General features: G+C 71.2%; 15 protein-coding genes. 4 read left to right on the top strand and 11 right to left on the bottom strand.

The window, feature by feature from the left end; all coding sequences use genetic code 11:
* Positions 1–7: 7 nt before the first annotated feature.
* On the top strand, positions 8–943 hold the full coding sequence (lpxL, locus tag ACYVAK_RS12900) for an LpxL/LpxP family Kdo(2)-lipid IV(A) lauroyl/palmitoleoyl acyltransferase (protein ID WP_461061610.1): 936 nt from the start codon (positions 8–10) through the stop codon (positions 941–943).
* On the opposite strand, the gene ACYVAK_RS12895 is transcribed toward lpxL, so the two are convergent.
* The 7 genes from ACYVAK_RS12895 to ACYVAK_RS12865 form a co-directional block, all read right to left on the bottom strand.
* A complete protein-coding gene (locus ACYVAK_RS12895) occupies positions 931–1,827 on the bottom strand; it encodes an LpxL/LpxP family acyltransferase (protein ID WP_461061608.1) in 897 nt (298 codons plus the stop codon). The two genes, lpxL and ACYVAK_RS12895, sit on opposite strands and share 13 nt — an antisense overlap.
* Entirely contained in the window at positions 1,824–3,068 is a 1,245-nt protein-coding gene (locus ACYVAK_RS12890) for an O-antigen ligase family protein (RefSeq protein WP_461061606.1), read from the bottom strand. Before ACYVAK_RS12890 ends, ACYVAK_RS12895 begins: the two co-directional genes overlap by 4 nt.
* Complete coding sequence (locus tag ACYVAK_RS12885; RefSeq protein WP_461061604.1) at positions 3,049–4,149, bottom strand: glycosyltransferase; 1,101 nt, start codon at positions 4,147–4,149, stop codon at positions 3,049–3,051. Before ACYVAK_RS12885 ends, ACYVAK_RS12890 begins: the two co-directional genes overlap by 20 nt.
* Positions 4,150–4,164: 15 nt before the next feature.
* Positions 4,165–4,368: a zinc-finger domain-containing protein gene (locus tag ACYVAK_RS12880; protein ID WP_461061602.1), complete on the bottom strand. Its 204-nt coding sequence runs from the start codon at positions 4,366–4,368 to the stop codon at positions 4,165–4,167.
* 62 nt (positions 4,369–4,430) lie between these two features.
* Positions 4,431–5,114, bottom strand: a complete 684-nt coding sequence (locus ACYVAK_RS12875; RefSeq protein WP_461061600.1) for a pirin family protein — start codon at positions 5,112–5,114, stop codon at positions 4,431–4,433.
* 69 nt (positions 5,115–5,183) lie between these two features.
* Entirely contained in the window at positions 5,184–5,768 is a 585-nt protein-coding gene (locus ACYVAK_RS12870) for a YceI family protein (protein WP_461061598.1), read from the bottom strand.
* A gap of 52 nt (positions 5,769–5,820) precedes the next feature.
* Positions 5,821–6,408 carry a malonic semialdehyde reductase gene (locus ACYVAK_RS12865; RefSeq protein ID WP_461061596.1) on the bottom strand — a complete coding sequence of 196 codons (588 nt, stop codon included), beginning with the start codon at positions 6,406–6,408 and terminating at the stop codon, positions 5,821–5,823.
* 151 nt (positions 6,409–6,559) lie between these two features.
* Here ACYVAK_RS12865 and ACYVAK_RS12860 point away from each other — a divergent pair, with 151 nt between their 5' ends.
* On the top strand, positions 6,560–7,588 hold the full coding sequence (locus tag ACYVAK_RS12860) for a mitochondrial fission ELM1 family protein (RefSeq protein WP_461061594.1): 1,029 nt from the start codon (positions 6,560–6,562) through the stop codon (positions 7,586–7,588).
* Here ACYVAK_RS12860 and glnE read toward each other — a convergent pair.
* The 4 genes from glnE to ACYVAK_RS12840 all read right to left on the bottom strand — a co-directional run bounded on the left by glnE (position 7,525) and on the right by ACYVAK_RS12840 (position 17,034).
* On the bottom strand, positions 7,525–10,314 hold the full coding sequence (glnE, locus tag ACYVAK_RS12855; protein ID WP_461061592.1) for a bifunctional [glutamate--ammonia ligase]-adenylyl-L-tyrosine phosphorylase/[glutamate--ammonia-ligase] adenylyltransferase: 2,790 nt from the start codon (positions 10,312–10,314) through the stop codon (positions 7,525–7,527). The two genes, ACYVAK_RS12860 and glnE, sit on opposite strands and share 64 nt — an antisense overlap.
* Positions 10,315–10,605: 291 nt before the next feature.
* Positions 10,606–12,888 (bottom strand): beta-propeller fold lactonase family protein, encoded by a 2,283-nt coding sequence (locus tag ACYVAK_RS12850; RefSeq protein ID WP_461061590.1) that lies wholly within the window; start codon positions 12,886–12,888, stop codon positions 10,606–10,608.
* Positions 12,889–13,383: 495 nt separating this feature from the next.
* Positions 13,384–15,456 carry a dipeptidyl-peptidase 5 gene (locus ACYVAK_RS12845; RefSeq protein WP_461061588.1) on the bottom strand — a complete coding sequence of 691 codons (2,073 nt, stop codon included), beginning with the start codon at positions 15,454–15,456 and terminating at the stop codon, positions 13,384–13,386.
* Between the two features lie 54 nt (positions 15,457–15,510).
* A complete protein-coding gene (locus tag ACYVAK_RS12840; protein ID WP_461061586.1) occupies positions 15,511–17,034 on the bottom strand; it encodes an AbgT family transporter in 1,524 nt (507 codons plus the stop codon).
* A gap of 120 nt (positions 17,035–17,154) precedes the next feature.
* Between ACYVAK_RS12840 and ACYVAK_RS12835 the strand changes: the two genes are divergently transcribed.
* Together ACYVAK_RS12835 and ACYVAK_RS12830 are read left to right on the top strand one after the other, a co-directional pair.
* Positions 17,155–18,711, top strand: a complete 1,557-nt coding sequence (locus ACYVAK_RS12835; RefSeq protein WP_461061584.1) for a C40 family peptidase — start codon at positions 17,155–17,157, stop codon at positions 18,709–18,711.
* Entirely contained in the window at positions 18,708–19,814 is a 1,107-nt protein-coding gene (locus tag ACYVAK_RS12830; RefSeq protein ID WP_461061582.1) for a dipeptide epimerase, read from the top strand. Before ACYVAK_RS12835 ends, ACYVAK_RS12830 begins: the two co-directional genes overlap by 4 nt.
* Position 19,815: the final 1 nt, after the last annotated feature.

The following is a 19,815-nucleotide window of genomic DNA, read 5'->3' as shown; positions in this document are numbered from 1 at the left end:
TCCGCGCATGACCGACGTTCCCTCCCCGCCCTCCGCCCGGACGCCGGCCCTCGGGCATCCACGCCACTGGGCGACGTGGCTCGGCGTGGCGCTGGGCTGGTGCGCAGCGCGGACGCCGGCGTGGCTGCAGCGACGCGCAGGACGCGCCCTCGGCCCGCTGCTGTGGCACGCCCTGCCCGCGCGCCGACGCGTGGTCGAGGCGAACCTCGCGCTGTGCTTCCCCGCCCTGGACGACGCCACGCGCGCGGCGCTGGCGCGTGAGAACCTCGCGCAGACCGGACTGGGCCTGTTCGAGTTCCTCCGCGCGTGGTGGGGCCGCGTGTCGGAGGGTTCACCGCGCTACGCCGTCGAGGGCCTCGAGCACCTCGAAGCGCTGCGCGCGCAGGGCCGCGGCGTGCTGCTCGTTTCGGCGCATTTCGTCCATCTCGAACTCTGCGCGCGCCTGCTGACGCGCCACGTCGCCGTGGCAGGCATGTACCGCCCGCACGGCGATGCGGCGATGGAGTGGGCGGTGAAGGCCGGCCGCCTGCGCTACGCCTGCGCGATGTTCGCGCGCGACGAGCTGCGCCCGGCACTGAAGCATCTCAAGGCGGGCGGCATCCTGTGGTTCGCGCCCGACCAGGAAAGCCGCCGTGGCGACAGCGTCTTCGTGCCGTTCTTCGGCCGGCCGGCCTGGAGCCTGACCTCGACGCACCAGCTCGCACGCCTTTCCGGCGCCGCCGTGTGCCCGTTCTTCCACGAGCGCCTCGCCGACGGCAGCTATCGGCTGGAGGTGCAGGCGCCGCTGGCGGACTTCCCGTCGAAGGACGCCACCGCCGACACGACCCGTGTGATGGCGGCCCTCGAAGCGATGATCCGCCGCGCGCCATCGCAATACCTGTGGCTGCACCAGCGCTTCAAGACGCAGCCCGACATCGGGCGCGGCGAGGCCTATCGCACGTAAAGCGGGGCTTCGCCCGCAGGACGCGTCTTGAAGCGGCGATGCACCCACAGGTACTGGTCCGGCGCCGCACGCACGGCGTCCTCCAGCACCTGCATGTAGCGCGCCGCGAAGGCCTCGGGATCCTGGGCCAGGGCCTCGAGCCCCGGGTCGTCGATGCGCACGAGGTAGCGACCGTCGCTCCCCCGGGCCATCGACAGGAATCGCACCGCGGCGCGACCCGCCCGCAACAGTTGCGGGGTCCCGGCGAACGTCGCGGCCGGCACCCCGAAGAAGGGCACGAAGACATGGCCGTCGCGGAAATCCTGGTCGGCGGAGTACACCAGCCGGCCGCCCTGGCGGAGGTGCCGGGCCATGCCGCGGGCGTCGAACTTCCCGACCGTCGGGCCGAGGCGATGCGTGCGCGCGGCATCGAGCAGGCGTTCAAGGCAGGGATGGCGGTGGTAGCGGCGCACCACGCCGCCCACGGGCGCGCCGAGGGCTTCGGCGACGAAGCGCGTCGCCAGCTCGGTGTGCATCAGATGGCCGGTCAGCAGCAGCACGCCCTGCCCCTTCGCGGCGGCGTCCCGGAGGTGCTGCAGACCCTCGACGTCGGCGAGGCCGGCGAGCGTGGACGACGGGGCGAACCACGCGCGCAGCAGTTCCAGCAGGGCGGTCGCCAGTGCGCGCTGGTGCTCGCGAAGCCGCTGCGCGCGTACCGCGGCGGACTCCTCGGCGAAGCACCGCGCGAGGTTCACCCGCGCCACCCGCCAACGCCTGCCGAGCAGCGGACGCAAAACCCAGCCCAAGGCGCTGCCGAGGGCGAGCACTGCCCCCTGCGGCAGCCTCGCGACCAAGGCCGCCGCCATGCCGAGGGCGCGCCATCCGAAGCACCGCGGCGCCGTCATGCGTCGGGCATGTCGCCGGGCTCGCGGTGCACCAGGGCACCGGCATACAGCGCGGCAAGCAGCAGGGTCACGCCCCCCCAGAAGGTCGAGTAGAACGCCAGATGCGTGTTCAGGGGGAACACCGTCACCAGCAAGGCGAACGCCGGCGCCGAGGCGCGCTCGCGCTGGACCGGCGAGGCGAATCGCCACGCGCGGAGCGCGATGGCCACCGCCGCGAACCACAGCAGGAGGCCGACGATGCCGGTCTCGGCCAGCACTTCGAGCACGATCTGGTGGGCGTGGAAGGCGCCGGGCTGGCCCCACTCGACGAACTGGTCGTCGGGCGCGGCGTGGGCCTTGTAGGCACGCTGGAAGTTGTCGGTGCCGACACCGGTGAGGGGATGCTCGAGGATGATCCGCCCCGTCGTCTGCCACAGCACCAGCCGCCCGGAGAGGGCGAAGTCGAGGCCCTCCTCCTCCATCTGCAGGGCTTCGAGGGTCCGCTCGACGCGCGGACCAAGGAACTCGCTGGTACTGGCAACGACGACCGTCAGCAGGCCGCCGACCAGCAGACCGGCGCCCGTCCGCCTCCAGCCCCAGTGGCGCAGGCCGGTGACCACCAGGGCCAGACCGAAACTGATCCAGGCGGCCCGCGCGCCGGCCAGCAGGATCACCACGCCGAGCGCGCCAGCAACGAGCAACCATGGCAACACCCCGCGCTTGGCGGCCGGCAGAAGGACGAAGGGGGACAGTGTCGCGAGCACGAGGCCAAGCTTGAGGTTGTCGGCGCCGAAGATGCCCGAGAGACGATCCGCCAGCGCCGGGCCACCGACGCTGTGCCCGGTGGCCGCCTGCACGAGGCCGTCGAGGGTCCACGCCGCCACCAGCACGGCGACGCCCCCCCCGACGAGGCGCGCCCCGCGCGCCGTGGACACGGCCATCGCGGCCAGCCAGAGGAACGGCAGGTAACGGAGGTCCTTCGCCGTCTCCAGCGCGGTGTTCGCCGGATCGAGGGCCAACGGGACCGAGAGCAGCTGCGGCAACCAGTAGCCGCAGAACAGGACCGTCGTGAGGGCCCAGGCCTCATGGCTCAGCACGCGCAGCGCGCCGCGGAAGCGCACGGCCCACATCAGACCGAAACCGAGCAGCGCCCCCAGCGACAGCACCGCCTCGGCCACGCCGCGCCAAGGCCAGCAAGCGACCTGCAGCAGCACCCACCAGGGCGCCAGCCGGGCGAGCCGGTCAACCAGCGAGTCGTGCATAGGTGTCGAGGGTGGACTGCTGCATGGCCGCGAGAGTGTAGGGAATGTGCGAGGGCGGAGCCGGCGCGCGGGCGAGCAGGATGGCGGCGCGGCGCACGAGAGCGGCGGCGTCGCCGAGGGGCACCGCGCCCTCCGGCTGCAGCACGCCGAGCTGCTCGCCCACGCCGCCGTGCGCCCAGCCAAGGACCGGCGTTCCCACGGAAAGCGCCTCGATCACTGTTCGCCCGAAGGCCTCGGGCTTGCGCGAAAGCTGCAGCACGAGGTCGCTGGCGGCATAGGCGCCAACCACGTCGCTGCGCGGCGGCGACAGGCGCAACGCCGCATCGACGCCGCGCGCCGCGGCGAGGGCGCGGAGTTCGGCGACATAGGCCTCGCGGCCCGGCTCATCGGTGCCGAGCAGCCACAGGGCCGTGGGCACGCCTTGCGCGCGAAGGTCGCCCAGCAACGCGATGGCATCGGCATGGCCTTTCAACCGCGTGCCACGTCCGGGCATCAGCAGCAGGCGGGTCTCGTCCGGCAATGCGAGTTCGGCGAGCACCGCCGCACGCGAGGCGGGGTCGGGCCGGGGCCGGCGGGGGAACTGCGCGGGATCGACGCCACGCGGAACCACCACGAGGCGTGGCGACGCTTCGGGCCAATGGGTCTGGACGTAGTCGCGCACGGTCTCCGACACGCAGATCACCGCCTCGCCGCGGGTCATCACGCCGCTGTAGCGGCCCGGCGAATTCAGCCCATGCACGGTGGTGACGAAACGGGGCCGCGGCGACAGGCCGCGCAGCGCCGCCAGCGCGATCCACGCCGGCAGGCGCGAGCGCGCATGCACGACGTCGGGCTTCAGCGCCTGCAGCAGGCGGCGCAGCGCGAACACCCGGAAGGGCGTGGCCAGCGACTTCGCGCCGATGGGCAACGCGTGGTGCGTACTGCCCGCGGCCTCCAGTGCTGGCACCAGCCGGCCGCCGGCCGACACCACGTGCGACGCATGCCCGGCCGAGACCAGGGCCGACGCGATCTCGAGGGTGGAGCGCTCGACGCCGCCCGCGTTCAGGGCCGGCAGCAGCTGGACGACGGTGAGGCGGCGCAAGGCCCGGCGCCGGCGTCAGTCGACGAGGACGTACTTCGCGCCGCAGTAGGGGCAGATCGACGTGCCGCCCTCGTTCTCGATGGGCAGGTAGACCCGCGGGTGCGAATTCCAGAGCTTCATCTCGGGCGTCGGGCACGAAAGCGGCAGGTCGGCGCGCTTCACGGAGTAGACGCGCTCGGTGTTGGCGGCCTTCTGGGCGGTGGCGTCGGTGCGGAGCATGGGCGCGGGCTCGAACGGCGAAGGTGCGCATTCTAGCCCGGCGCGGCCCCGGCCGCCCGCCTTCAGGCCGGCAGCTCGACCACCAGCAGGTCGGCCCCGAACGAGGACGCCAGCGCGAACCCCGGCTCATCGACGACACCCAGCCCATCGCCGGCGCGGAGGAATTGGCCGCGATGCACCAGCTCGCCGCCGATCACCTCGATCCAGCAGGCCGAACCACGGGTGGCCGGCACGACGGCCATCGCGCCGGGGACGATCGATTCGCGGCGCACCGTGGTGGTGGCGCCCCAGGGCAGCAGGGCGTCGGCCGGCGCCGCGATGCGCGATTCGCCGACGCCCGGCGTGGCCACAGCCTGCGCCGGCGCGGCATTGCTGTGCGCGGGCTGCACCCAGAGCTGCAGCAGGCGCAGGGTGGCGGCCGCGTCGAGGTTCGCCTCGACGACGTCGACGCCGGCACCCGCGCCGAGGCGATGCCATTGGCCCGCCGCGACGGAGCCGGAATCGCCGGCCTGCGACTGCACGCCGTAGGTGCCGGCGAGCACGAGGGTGAGCACTTCCATGTTGGCGCGCCGCGCCGCCGGCAGGCGCGCACCGGGCGCGAGCTCGACGCGGTTCAACACGCGCAGCGCGTGGAAGCCGAGCCAGTCGCGGTCGAAGGCGCTGCCGTGGCTGAAGGCGGCGGTGCCGGACAGGCCGGGGTCGACGAGGCGGCCGCGCTCAGCGGCAGGACGGAAGACGATGGGCATGCGCGGATTGTGCCGCAGAAACGACGACGGGCCCGAGGGCCCGTCGTGCTTCCACGTGAGTCGAGGCGCTTACTGCGCCGGCAGCTCGCGGTTGAACTCGGTCTCGATGCGGATCTTCACTTCCTTGCCGACGGCCGGAGCGTACTTGTCGAGGCCCCACTGCGTGCGGTCGATCGTGGTGGTGGCCGAGAAGCCGGCGACTTCGATCGTCGGGCGGAACGGGTGCGGCGCGATCTTGTTGAGCTTGACGTCGAGCACGACCGGGCGGGTCTGGCCGAGCATCGTGAAGTCACCGGTCACCTTGAGCGCGCCATTGCCGGCGTCCTCGACCTTGGTGCTCTTGAAGGTCATCGTCGGGTGCGCGGCGACGTTGAAGAAGTCGGCCGAGCGCAGGTGCTCGTCGAAGTCGGCCTGGTCGGTGTCGATGCTGTTGGTGTCGATGGTGACTTCGATGGACGAGTTGGCGAGGTTGGCGCGGTCGAGGTTCAGCGTGCCGTCGTACTTGGTGAACTCGCCCAGCGTCTGCGAGAAGCCGAGATGGTCGATCTCGAAGCCGATGTAGGTGTGGCCGGCGTCGAACGTGAACGCATCGGCGGCAAAGGCGGGGGCGGCGAAGGCGGCGGCGAGCGCGGCGGCGAACAGGGTCTTTTTCATGGTGTGCTCCGGGTGGGCGGGCCGCGGCGGGTGCCGCGGCGGAAGGGCGGGATCAGGCGATGCGGGCGGCTTCGTCGAACGACAGGCGCGGCGAGCGGGGGAACAGGCCGGCCGTGTCGCCGTAGCCGAGGTTGATCAGGAAATTCGACCTGACCGTGGTGCCGGCGAAGAAGGCGGCATCGAGCTTCGCGGCATCGAAGCCGGACATCGCGCCGGTGTCGAGCCCCAGCGCGCGCGCGGCCATGATCAGGTAGGCGCCCTGGAGGCTGGCATTGCGGAAGGCGGTGCTCTCGATCAGCGCGTCGTTGCCGGCGAACCAGCTGCGCGCGTCGGCATGCGGGAAGAGCTGCGGCAGCTTGTCGTGGAAGGCCATGTCCTGGCCGACGATGACGGTCACCGGCGCGGTCATGGTCTTCTCGACGTTGCCCGGGGCCAGCGCGTCTTTCAGCTTGGCCTTGGCTTCCGGCGACTTCACGAACACGAAGCGCGCCGGCGAGCTGTTGGCGCTGGTCGGGGCCCACTTCACGAGGTCGTAGAGCTGGTGCAGCAGGGCGTCGGGGACGTCCTTGGCCTGCCACGCGTTGTGGGTGCGGGCGCTGCGGAAGAGCTGGTCGAGGGCGGCGGCGTCGAGGGTCGTCATCGGGGATCCTGGGATGGGGGCGGTTCGATGGGGTCGCAGTATGGCGGCGCGATGCCGGGGCACGATGCGCGCCGCTGCAACAGGTCGTTGTGAACGCCGGAACGACGCGGCGCGCTGCGGGGTCGTCGCACGGCTGGCTACACTGCGGCGCATGGACGCGCCCCCCTCCGCCCCCGTACACGTGCTTCACGACGGTGCCGCCGGCAACCGCCGGCAGGCGCTGGCCCTCGCCGAGGCCTGGGCGCTGCCGTTCGCGGAATCCGTGCTGCAGCCCCGGCTTCCCTGGCGTTGGGCGGCTCCGCGGGTACTGCCCGGCAGCCACGCCGCCTTCGGGGCAGCATTCGCCGCCATGCTCGACGCGCCACCGCCGGTGGTGGTGGGCTGCGGACGCCAGGCGGCGCTCGCCACCCGCCTGTTGCGGCAGCGCGGTAGCGCGGTCGTCCAGATCCTCCACCCGCGCCTGCCCACGCCGCACTGGGACGCCGTCGTCCTTCCCGCGCACGATGGCGTCCAGGGGGGCAACGTGCTGGCCCTCGACGGCAGCCTGAACCCGATCGACGACGCCTGGCTGGAACGCGAGCGTGCGGCGCACCCGGCCCTCGGCGAGGGCGCGGGGCCGATCACCGTCCTGCTGGTGGGGGGGCCGACCGACGACAGCGACTGGGACCGACACGCGCTCGACGGCATCCTCGAGCTGCTGCTGCGCTGGCATCAGCGCGACGGGGGCACGCTGTGGGTCGTCGGCTCGCGGCGGACGCCGTCGGCGATGCGCCGTCAGGTCAAGCACCGCATGGGCGACCGCGCCCACGTCTGGATGGACGACCGCGACGGGCCCAACCCCTACGCAGGCGCGATCGCCTGGGCCGACCGTCTCGTCGTGACGCCCGATTCCGCCAACCTGATCAGCGAGGCCGCCGCGACGCGCGCACCCCTGTGGATCGCCGTGCCACGCTACAACCGCGGCCGCATCCGTCATCTCGTGGCGAAAGCCATCGACAGCGGCCGGGCCCGGGCCCTCGGGCCGGACAGCGCGCCGTGGCCGGTCGAGCCTTGGCGCGAAAGCGCCCGCATCGCCGAACGGCTCCGTCCCTGGGCTCTCGAACGGATCGCCGCGCGTCAGCCGGCCACCGGCGGCGACATCGCCGACAGCGCCGCACGCAACGAAGACGCCGTGCCCTGAACCAGCGCGACCGGCACGCGGCGCGGGCGGCGATCGAGCGTGCAGCCGAGCGACAGTCCGACGAGTGCCGCATGCGCCGCGACCACCGCCTCCGCGGCGACAGCGTCGACAAGCCCGACCTTCGCGAGCGTGGACACCAGCGCCGCGCTGTGCCGCGGCTGGAGCAGGGCGGGATGGGCGCCGGCGTGTCGCAGCACGGCATGCTGCAGGGCGAACTCGAGATCGACGAGCCCTCCCGCGCCCTGCTTCAGGTCGAAGTGCGCGGCGTCGCTGCGGTCGAGTTCGCGGCGCATGCGCTCGCGCATGTCGGCGATGTCCTTCGCCAACGCGGACGGCTCCCGGGGACGCGCGAGGATCTCGCCGCGCAGCGCGTCGAGCCGGGTCAGCAGCGCGACGTCGCCGGCGAGCGGCCGCATGCGGACGAGGGCCTGGTGCTCCCAGGTCCACGCGCGCTCGCGCTGGTAGCCGGCGAAGCTGTCGAAGTTCACGACCAGCAGCCCCTTGGCACCGTCCGGACGGAGCCGGACATCCACTTCGTAGAGCTTTCCGGCCGCCGTCGAGGTGTCGAGCAAGGCGACGAGCTTCTGCGCGACACGCAGGTAGTAGCGGCCCGCATCGAGCGGCCGCGCGCCGTCTGACACGGCGTTCGGGTCGGCGCCATGCACGAAGACGAGGTCGAGATCGGAGGCGAAGCCCAGCTCTTCTGCCCCGATGCTGCCGTAGCCGAGGACCGCGAAGCCACCGTCGGCGATGCGTCCGTGCGCGCGCTCGACTTCGCGCGTGGCGAGGGCCAGCGCCGCCCCCACCACCGCTTCCGCGACCGTGGCCAACCGGCGGGTCGCGAGCACGGCGTCGATGCGGCCGGCGCGCCAGGCCAGCCCGATTCGGAAGGCGAGGCTGTGGCGACGCTCGTTCAAGGCGATCAGCGCGGCCTCGGCATCGTCGTGCATCGGCACGAGGGCGGCGATGTCCGGCCCGATGGCCGCCGCCTCGGGCAGCGGCCCGGCCGCACGCACGTCGAGCAATTCGTCGAGCAGCAGCGGGTGTTCGGTGAGGCGCTCGGCCAGCAGCGCGCTGCCCGCACAGACTTCGGCGAGGCGTTCGAGCGCGGCGGGCTGCTCGGCGAGCAGCGCGAAGTAGCTGCTGCGGCGGCCGATCGCAGTGATCAAGGCGATGCCGCGCGCAAGGCTGGCATCGGGCGCATCGCTGGACGCGGCTTGTGCCGCCAGCGTCGGCACGATGCGGTCGAACCACGTGGCGGCCCGCGGCGAGAGGCCGCGTCGCAGGGCCGATGCCGAAAGGCGGCGCAGCGCGTCGTCGGCCGCTTCGGCATCGGCGAAGCCCGCGTCGGCGAGCACCGTCGCGGCCCCGCCCTCCGGCAAGGCCTCCCAATAGGCGGTCAGCGCGGCCGTGCGCGCGTCGACCGACGCCGAGGATCGCGCCGGCGCATCGCGCCCGCCCAGCACGGCGGCGAACTCCGCGGCGACCACGTCGCGATGCCCGCGGAGCGCCAATTCGAGCGCGGCCGCATCGGCGTACCCGAGGCCGCGCGCCACGCGCAGCCGGTCCAAGGGTTCGGCCGGCAGTGCGTACTCCTGCGCATCGCGCAGCATCTGCACGCGGTTCTCGACGCGGCGCAGGAAACGGTAGGCCTCGGCCAGCCGCTGTGCGGTGGCTTCCGGCAGATGCCCCGCGGCGGCCAGCGCGGAGAGCGCCGGCAGCAGGCCGCGGCGGCGCAGCGCCGGCTCGCGGCCGCCGCGGATCAGCTGGATCGCCTGCACCAGGAACTCCACCTCTCGGATGCCGCCGGGGCCGCGCTTCAGGTCGTCGGCCATGTCCCTGCGCGCGACCTCCGCTTCGATCATCGCCTTCATCTCGCGCAGCGAATCGAGCGCGGTGAAGTCGAGGTAGCGCCGGTAGACGAAGGGCCGCAGCGCCTCGACCATCGATTCCCCCGCCGCGAGGTCGCCGGCCACCGGGCGCGCCTTCAACCATGCGTAACGCTCCCAGTCACGGCCCTCGCGCTGGAAGTACGCCTCCATCGCATCGAAGCTGAGCGCCAGCCGGCCGCTGTCGCCGAACGGACGCAGCCGCAGGTCGACGCGATGGCAGAAGCCGTCGACCGTCGGCTCGTTCAGCAACTGCGCCAGGCGCTGGCCGAGGCGGACGAAGTAGGGCTCGGCGTCGAGCACGCGCGCGCCATCGCTGCCGCCGCCGCGCGGATAGGCGTAGACGAGGTCGACGTCGGAACTGAAATTGAGCTCGCCGCCACCGAGCTTGCCGAGCGCGAACACCACCAGCCGCTGGGCATGGCCATCGCCGTCGCGCACCGTGCCGAAACGCGGCGCGAACTCCGCCTCGGCTTGGGCCAACGCTCCCTGCAAGGCCTGCTCCGCGATGCGCGTGCTGCCCGCGAGGGTGGCGTCGACGTCATCGAGGCCATCGACGTCGCGGGCGACGAGGACACTCGACGCGGCGGTGCGCCAGCGCCGCAATGCGGCCATCGCCGCCTCGGGCGCGTCGGCCTCGAGCGGAGGGAAGGCGGGCATCGCGTGGCGGTTCGCGAGCAGTCCGGGCTGCCGTCGCAGCACGTCGAAAGCGAACTCCGAGGCGACGGCGAGGGGCCGCAGCGCGATGCGGGTCGCGGATTCCAAGGGCGTGGCGTCGGCCAGCGCGTCGAGCCGGCGCTCGACGAGGGCGTCGAGCATGGATTCAAGCGATGTCATGGTGCCCCGCCGAAAAAAGAACCCGCAAGGCCAGGGCGCTTGCGGGCTCGTGCTCCCTCCCCCACGTCGGAAGCGGTCCGATCCTGCGTTGGCGCCGCGAAGCCATGCACGCTGCATCGCAGCATCGCAGCATCGCAGCATCGCCGGGATGATCCCTGCCTGGTCGTCCACCTTAGACTTCCCCGACTGCCGGATATCGGAAGGCTAACCTATGGCGGCACGCTCAACGACGACGCCCCGCATGGCAGCGGGGATTCGCTCTGGTTGACGCTTTGCCACCAAGGCGTTCGATCAGTTCGTACCGGGACGCACCATCTGGGTGTTGCTGATCGAGCCGCTCGCCACGTTCACGATCTGATACAGGCCTTGGATGGCATTCGATGGTGCCGATGCGGAGACGATGAACGTACCGCGCGGCGACATCGCTCCAGGAACGCCCAACACATCGGCGAGTGCGAGCACCAGCAAGCCATTCGCCGGGATCGTGCCGCTCCCGGTCGTCGCGGGCGTTGTCCTGCCGACCGCGGCAGGTACGAAGCGCCACGTGAAGGCTCGCGCCACGTTGCCGGTATTCGTCAATGCGATGCGGCTGACGAAACCCGCCGGCAGCTCTACCAGCGGTGCCTGCAGCTCCACACCGTTGCGCACGATGCGGCCCGCTGCAAGCTGCGAGATGTTTCCATGGATATATGCCGCACTCGCCGCTGTTGGCATCACCAGCGCCGTGTAGTCGGCCGCCGGGATTGCGGCCACCCCATTCGTCTGCAAGCAGAGGTTGTCGTCGGTGAACCCCGTCGCACCCACGTTGAACGTCGCCGTCGTAGCCGTCAGCGCGCTCGCTGGCGTCGCCAACGTGGTGCACGTGTCGTCCGTGGCGAGGAACACGCGGCTCAAAGCGGCGCCCGTGAAGCTGCCGTCCGCGTTAGCCGCCGACGTGAAGTCGCCGACCACCCCGAGGATCGTTCCATTCGCGCCCGTCGCCATGAGGTCCGCCAGCGTGATCGGCGCACTGTCGGGACGCAGCGGCGTCGGCGTCACCAAACCGTACGTCAGCTCAGAAAGCCCAGCGCGCGTCGTCGTCGTGTCACCCGAGGCCACGAGCACCGAGTACGCCGGGCTCGCCTCCACATCCGCCGTCGAGGTGAACACCGGGTCGGCCACGAGTTGCCAGCTCGGGCCGAAACTCAGGTATGCCCCCGTGCGGGTGATGATGCGACCGGCCGTACCGCCGGCCTGCGCCTCCGAGGGATGGTCGTACAACGAGAAGCTGCAGCTCGCGTCCGCCGTCGACGTGATGCTGCGATTGCCCGTTACCGTCACCGTGTCCGTCGCGGTCAAGCCGCTGGTGCTCGCCGTGATCGAGAACGTGATGACGCTCGTCCCCAAACCGTTGATCGCACCAAGAGACGTCGCCGCCGTGTCGGATGCGACCACCGTGGAGCCTGCGCTGAACCGCACGTGCCCCGGGCACTCGAGGCGCGCATGGCGAACCTCGCCCTGCGAGAAGCTGTAGCCCAGCGCCGAGGTCAGGTTCAAGGAACCCGCCGTGTTCGTCAGCGTCACCGGGCTCATGCTGCTCGCCGCGATCTCCCGCGCGTACAGCACGGCCACGGGATTCGCGTCGCTGATCGTCACGCCCGTCGGCGTGGGCGCGGCGGCCGCGGGGCCCATCGCGATCGCGCGGGGCGAAGTGCCCGCCCCGAGGGGGATCGTCGCCACGACGGTATTCCCCGCGGTGTCGATCACGGACACGTTGTTGTTCACGTTGGCCGTGTACACGCGGCTGCCGTCGGGCGTTACGGCAAGGCCGAAGGGGCTGTTGCCTAGGGCCACCGAGGTGACCGTGTTGGTGGCCGTGGTGATGACGGACACGTTGTCGCTGTTCGCATTGGCGACATAGACGCGACTGCCATCGGGCGCCACCGCGACGGCGCGAGGTGCGGAGCCCACGGCTGCCGTCGCGATGACCGCGTTGGTGGCGGTGTCGATGATGGACACGCTATTGCCGCCGAGGTTCGCCACATACGCACGGCCACCCACGGGGCTAAACGCAACAGCGAGGGGGTTGGCGCCCACCGGCACCGTGGCGATGACCGTGTTACTCGCGGTGTCGATGACGGACACCGTGTTGCTATTGGTGTTCGCTGCATAGACGCGGCCGCCATCCGGGCTGACCGCGACGCCACGAGGGCTGGCGCCGACCGTCACCGTGGCCGTGACAGTATTGGTCGAGGTGCTGATGACGGACACGGTATTGCTGCCATCGTTGGCCACATACACGCGGCCTCCGTCCGGGCTGACCGACACCGCGCTCGGGTTGTTGCCCACGCCTACCGTGGCGACCACGGTGTTGGTGGCGGTGTTGATGACGGACACCGTGGTGCCATTGGTGTTCCCCACGTACACGCGGCTGCCGTCGGCGTTGAACGCAACGGCGGTCGGGCCGGGACCTACTGCGATCGGGCTGCCGGCGATGGCGTTGGTCGAAGTGTCGATGACGGACACACTGTTGCTGCCGCCATTCGCGACGTAGGCGAGCGGCTGTGCGAGGGCGCCCCCCGCGGACAGCAGCACGAGGAAAGTGAGTAGAGCGCGGCTCATGGAATGCATTGGCTTCGGGGACGTTGCGGCGTCGCGGCGACGGCCGGGTGCCGGGCTGGGCATGGTGGCGGCTCACCTTCGGCAGGGCAAGCCGTCGAACCACCGGCCAAGTTCACGATCGGATGCAGGTTCTGGATGGCATTCGATGGCGCCGATGCGGAGACGATGAACGCACCGCGCGGCGACACCGTCGCAGGTGCGCCCCGCACATCGCAAAGGGAGCGAACCACCACGCCTTTCTCCGGGATCGTCGGCAGGAGGCGCGCCGACCATGCCGTGGTCCGGCACTTCACCGCCTCGACGCAAGCCGATGCCGGACGACCAGGCGGCGCCCGTATCCGGGCAGCCTGCAGACCCACCTCCGGGACGGGCCGGCGGCATGGCGCGAGACGCCAACACCCGCAAGGCGGGGAGCAACGAAAAGCCCCGCATCGCTGCGGGGCCCCATCGAGGTCTGGCGCAAGCCGATCAGTCAGCCTTCGGCGCGTTGTGTTCTTCGAACCAGCGCTGCACCTGCTGGTACCAGAACACCGAGTTCTGCGGCTTGAGGACCCAGTGATTCTCGTTCGGGAAGTACACGAAGCGGCTCGGCACGCCCCTCATCAGCAGGGTCTGGTAGAGCTCGAGGCCGTGGTTCACCGGCACGCGAAGGTCGGTCTGGCCGTGGATCACCAGCGTCGGCGTATCGAAGTTCGCCGCGCCGAAGTGCGGTGAATTGCGGCGGATCACCTCGTCGTTGCCCTCCTCCCAGAACCCGCCGAAGCGCGGCATCTCGGTGGAGAAGTCCGCCGCGTACTGGGTGTAGAGGTTGTAGACCTTCGCGTGGGCGACCAGGGCGCGGAACGGATGCTCGCGACCGAGGATGATGCTGGTCAGGTAGCCGCCGTAGCTGCCGCCGCCCGCGACCATGCGGTCCTTGTCGATCCAGGGCTGCGCCGCGAACCATTCGGCTGCCTTGATCACGTCCTGGTAGGGCTTCTCGGCCCACTCCGGGTTGATCGAATCGGTGAAGGCCTGGCCGAAGCCCGAGCTGCCGTGGAAGTTCGGCCACGCGGTGACGTAGCCCCAGCTGCCGAACACCTGCGCGTTCCAGCGGAAGCTCATGCCGTCGGTGATGCCGTTGTGCGGGCCGCCGTGGATCAGCATGAAGAACGGGTACTTCTTCGTCTTGTCGAAGCCCGGCGGGTAGTTCACCCACATCTGGATGTCGGCGCCGTTGGCGCCCTTGTAGGTCACCGACTCGTAGGTGCCGAAATCGGTGTTGGCCAACAGCTCGTCGTTGATCGTCGAGAGCTTGGTGGCGCGGCCGCTGCGCGGATCGATGCGGACGAGCGTAGGCGGCTCGATGAAGGTCTGGCGCAGGCCGACCATCAGGCCGTTCTTCGCCAGCGCGAGGCCGTTGAACGAGGCCGGGCCGGTGATCGCGCGCGGCGATCCGGAGAGCGGGAACTCGTAGGCGCGCACGGTGCCGGCGTCGTCCACCGCGCCAAAGAGGCGACGGCTGTCCGGTGCCCACAGGTACTCGGAGACGGTGCGGTCCCAGTCGGCGTACAGCTCGCGGGTGTCACCGCTCCGGCGGTCGCGCAGCATCAGGCGGCCCTTGTCGGCGTAGAAACCCTCGATGCGCTGCTGGATGAAGCTGAGCGTGCGGCCGTCCGGGCTGTACAGCGGGGAGCCGTCGTTGGCCGGGTTCTGCGGCGTCAGGTTCACCGGCTTGGCGGTGACGGCGCCGGACGCCGGGATGGCCACGGTGAAGACGTCGTTGTTGGCGTCCTCGCGGGCCGGGTTCGAGTCGGCGACGAAGGCGAGCTCGGCGCCATCCGGCGAGAGCGCGAACAGGCCGTCGGTGCCCTGCACCGCCGCGCGCGGCAGCTCGAGGCCCGTGCCCAGCGTCAGCCCCTGCGGCACGCCGCCGCCGACATCGACGGCGAACACATGGAACTGGCGCTCGTCCATGTAGCGGTCCCACGCGGTCACCGGACCACCGTCCCAGACCATGCCGGTCATCTTGCTGGCGGCGCGCTCTTCGAGCCGCTTGCCCTGCTCGGCCAGCGGCAGGTCGGCGAACACACGCGAGACGAAGGCGAGGCGACGGCCGTCGGCGAACCACTTCGGGCTCTGCACCCCGGTGGCCAGCGTGGTCAGGCGACGCGCTTCGCCACCGTCGACCGGCATCACGTAGAGCTGCGGCGCCTTGTCGTCCTCGCGCTGCGCGGTGAAGGCGATGAAGCGGCCGTCCGGGCTGAAGGCCGGCGACCCTTCATTGCCCACGTGCGTGGTGAAGGCGCGCTCGCCGCTGCCGTCGGCGTTCCAGATCCACAGGTCGGTGTAGGCCTTGTCCTCCTTCATGTCGAAACGCGTCACCGGCGCGACGATGCGCGAGCCGTCCGGCGAGACGACCGGATTGCCGAGACGCTGGATCTGCCAGCTGCGCTCGACGGTGAACGGCTGCTTGCCGGACGGCGACGCGGCGACAGCGGTCTGCGCGGCAATCGGCGCGGTGGCCACCAGCAGCGCCAGGGCGAGGACGGAACGGATCATCGGGACTCCATCAGGAACGAGGTGGGAACGAAGGAACGGGAAGGGCGGCGGGGCTCAGAACCCCAGCGGGATCCCGAACAGGAAGAACGCGAGCAGCAGGGCGGTCCAACTCACGAGGAAGCAGGCCGAGTACGGCACCATCATCAGCATCATGTCGCCGATGGTGAGGTCGGGGCGATAGCGCCGCATGAAGGCGAGGATGATGCCGGCATACGCCATCATCGGCGTCACGATGTTGGTCGAGGAGTCGGCCAAGCGGTAGGCCGCGGCCACGAGGTCCGGCGTCATCTGCGGGTTCACCTGGTAGAGCATCGGTACGAAGATCGGGCCGAGCAGCAACCACTTCGAGGTCAGGCCACCGACGAACAGGTTGATCAGCGTGGTCGTGAGGATGAAGCCGATCAGCAGCAGCACCGGGTTGTCGGCGAGGCCCAGGCCGAGCAGTCCTTGGGCGCCGAGATAGGTGATGTACGCGCCCAGGCCGCTGTAGGTCAGCAGGCCGAGGAAGTTGTACGAGAAGAAGGTGAGCACCAAGATGTAACCGGTGGTGTTGGCCTGCTTCGTCATCGCTTCGACGACGTCGGCGAGCTTGCCGAACTTCCCGCTCGCGAAACCGAAGGCCATGCCGACGGCGACGAAGTAGAACGAGATCAGCAGGATCACGTTGTTCAGGAAGGGATGCACCTCGCGACCGTCCGGCCCGGTGAACGAGGCCAGCGGGCCGTAAGCGAAGCCGGCGATCCCGGCCAAGGCGAGCGGCGTGGCCCAGGCCGCCGCGCGCAGCCCGCGGCGCTCCGCCTCCGTCAAGGTGAACTCGCCGAGGTCGAGGTCGACAGGCTTCGTCCATGGCTGCAAGCTGAGCTTCGGCGCAACGAAGCGTGTCGTGACGAAGGCACCGACGATCGCCAGCAGGACCGTCGAGGCCACCATGAAGAAGTAGTTCATCGTCGCCGCGTTCAACGGCGTGCCGTCGGCGGCGGCAAAGGGCACGCCCTGGGCCTCGGCGAAGGTCTTGGCGTTGAGGCCCACGATCACGTCCGGCGGCGTCGCCGGGATCAGGTTGGCGCTGAAGCCCGCCGACACACCGGCGAAAGCCGCGGCCATGCCGATCAGCGGGTTCTGCCCCAGCGCGGCGTAGAGCAGGCCGGCCAGCGGGATCAGCACGAGGTAGCCGGCATCGGTGGCCAGCGAGCTCATGATGCCGAGGAAGACCAGCAACAGCGGCATCCAGCGCATCGGGACCTGGCGGCCGGCCTTCTTGATCAGCGCGCCCAGCAGGCCGGCATGCTCGGCCACGCCGATGGCCAGCGTCACGATCAGGATGACGCCCAGCACGCCGTTGCCGAAGCCGAGCCAGTTCGCCAGAAGGGCGTTGTCGAAGATCCAGCGCACGTGCTCGCTGGCGAGCATCGGCTTGATGGCCTGTTCGACCGGGCCATTCGGACCGAGGGTGGAGAACGTGGTGCCGCCGAGCAGGGCCGCCGCCGCGAGCGCCAGCGCGTAGAACCCGATGAACAGCAGCACCGGGTCGGGGATGGCTCGGGCGATGCGCTCGATGCGGGAATACGCGGTGGACAAGGGAGACCGGGGCCGGGATGACGAAAACGCGAAGGTGACGAAGCCCGCGTGAACGCCGCGCCTTCGATGCCCACGCCACCGCGGCTTGTCCCGGGGAGGGCGGCTCCGCATGATCGGCGGATGACGGACTCCCCCGCGGCCCTCCGGACCGCTTTGCTCCCGCTGGCCCGCTTCGTCCCCGCGCTGGCCCGTTTGGCCGGGACCGCCTTGGCGACGGTCGGCGTTCGCGGCACCGGCGTCGCCCTGCTGCTGGTTGCCGCTTTCGCAACGGCCGACGTCGACGCGCACCGAGCGCCGACGTCGGGCGACACCGCAGCGGGCGTCATGGCCGACGCCCCGGGGGCGGAAGGACTGCACCCCCCGGAGGCGGCCTTCGGCGCCGCCTACTGGATCGCGCGCTGGCCCGGCGCCGAACGAGTGACGATGGACGCCACGGCCGTTGCCGCCCACAACGCCCGGCTGTTCGACGCGGACCCCGCGGTGACGCGCCTCGACGCATTGCCCGCGACACTCTCCACCGACGCCATCCGCTCGCGCGTGGTGGCGCTGTCGACCGGGCCGACCGCGCCGCGCTACGGCGAGGACGGCCGCCTTCTCGGCGCGACGGACCACCAACGCTGGTCGGACGCACTGGGGCTCCGGGCTCTCGAGGCGGACGCCGGCGAACGCCCGGTCGGATGGGCCCTGGTGACGCGCCGCGCGGCGTTGCGGACGTTCCCAACGCACGAGCGCGTGTTCCGTGCGCCGGGCGAGAGCGACCTCGACCGCTTCCAGGAGTCGGCGTTCTTCCCCGGCACCCCGGTGGCCGTGCTGCATACAAGCGCCGACGGGCGCTGGCGCTTCGTGGTCGGCCCGACGTATGCCGCGTGGATCGAGGACGACGCCCTCGCCCACACCGACCGGGACACCGCCCTCGACTTCGCCGCGCGGGCTGGGCGCGTGGTGCTCGAGCCCGTGGCTCGATTGGCAGCGACGCCCGAAGCCCCCGCGGTTTCCGGTCTTGAACTCGACATGGGCGTGGCCCTGCCCGAACGGCGGGGGGCATCGCCATCGCTCCTGGTGAACGGCCAAGGTGCCTTGGGCGCCCACGTCGTCGAGGTGCCCCTCCGCGACGCGGACGGCGCGCTGGCGTTGACGGCGGCCTTGCTGCCCCGCGGTGAAGCCAGCCACGACGGCCCGCTGCCGGCCTCGCGGGCGAACGTGCTGCGGCAGGCCTTCCGCTTCCTCGGCGAGCGCTACGGCTGGGGCCATGCGAACGGCGCGCGCGACTGCTCGGGCTTCGTCAGCGAGGTGTATCGGAGCCTGGGCCTCGTCCTGCCGCGCAACACCGGTGACCAGGCGCGCAGCCCCGCGCTCGCGCGCCAGTCGCTCGCCGGCCTCGACCGCGCCGCCCGCCTCGCCGCCGTTGGCGCCTCGGCGCCGGGCGACCTGCTCTACCTGCCGGGGCACGTGGTGATGGTGGTCGGCCACGACGCGCAGGGCCCATGGGTCATCCACGACGTGCACCGGCTGCGCGTGCGCGATGCCGAGGGCGCGCTTGTCGAGTGGCGGGCCAACGGGGTGGTGCTGACCCCGCTGCTGCCGCTGCACATCGACGCCAGCACCGATTACCTCGATGCGGCCACCACGCTGGTACGCGTGCTTCCTGCGGACACCACGGGCAGGGACGCACGATGAGGATCACCGGCTGGCGCATCGCGCGGCTGTGCGTGCCATTGAAGGTGCCGTTCCGTACCGCGCTTCGCGAGGTCGACCGGCTCGACGACCGGGTGCTTTTGCTCGACACCGATACCGGCCACGTCGGGCATGGCAGCGCCGCGGCCACCGCCCTGATCACCGGCGAGACGCACGCGTCCATCGAGGCCGCATGGCGCCAGCACCTCCTGCCCGTGCTGCGCGACGGCGAGATCACCGCACTTCCGACCTTGCTCGCGCGCCTGCATCGCGCCATGGCGGGCAACCCCAGTGCGAAAGCCGCCATCGACATCGCCTTGCATGACCTCGGCGCGCAGGCCGCAGGCCTGCCCCTGCACCGCTTCCTCGGCAGCCGGCTCGAAGGCGTGGCGAGGCTGTCGACCGACGTCACCATCAGTGCGAACCCGTTGGCCACGATGCTGGCGGACACACGGGACGCACTCGACGCCGGCTACCGCGCCCTGAAGATCAAGGTCGGCAAGCATCCCGAATCCGACATCGGCACCCTGGTCGCCCTGCACGCCGAGGTCGCGGGGCGAGCGCGACTCCGCCTCGACGCCAACCAGGGCTGGACACCGCAGCACGCCGTCGCGGTGATGCAATCGCTGGAATCACGGGGCCTCGCCTTCGAACTGCTGGAGCAACCGGTGCCGGCCGACGACCTCGAGGGCATGGCCGCCCTTCGTGCGGCCATCGCCACCCGCCTGTTGGCCGACGAAGCGGTGTTCGACGCCCGCGACGCGCAGCGCGCGATCGCCGCCGGGGCGTGCGACCTCATCAATATCAAGCTGATGAAGAGCGGCGGCCTCGCCGGTGCCGCGCGCGTAGCCTCGGTGGCGCGCGAGGCCGGCCTGCCGTGCATGGTGGGCTGCATGCTGGAAAGCCCGATCGGCGCCGCGGCGGCAGCGCATTTCGCCGTCGCCAACGCCGACCTCGTGCGCCTTGTCGACCTCGACAGCCCCGGCCTCGCCCGTTTCGACCCCGTGGACGGCAACGTGTGTTTCGAAGGTCCGCGCATCACCGTCGGCGATACGCCGGGCCTCGGCATCCGCACCGTCGCCAGCCTTGAATTCCTGGATCCCTGAC

The sequence above is a fragment of the Silanimonas algicola genome, from assembly GCF_054777375.1.
Note: the sequence above shows the minus strand (reverse complement) of the source record. Positions and strands in the feature narration are given on the sequence as shown.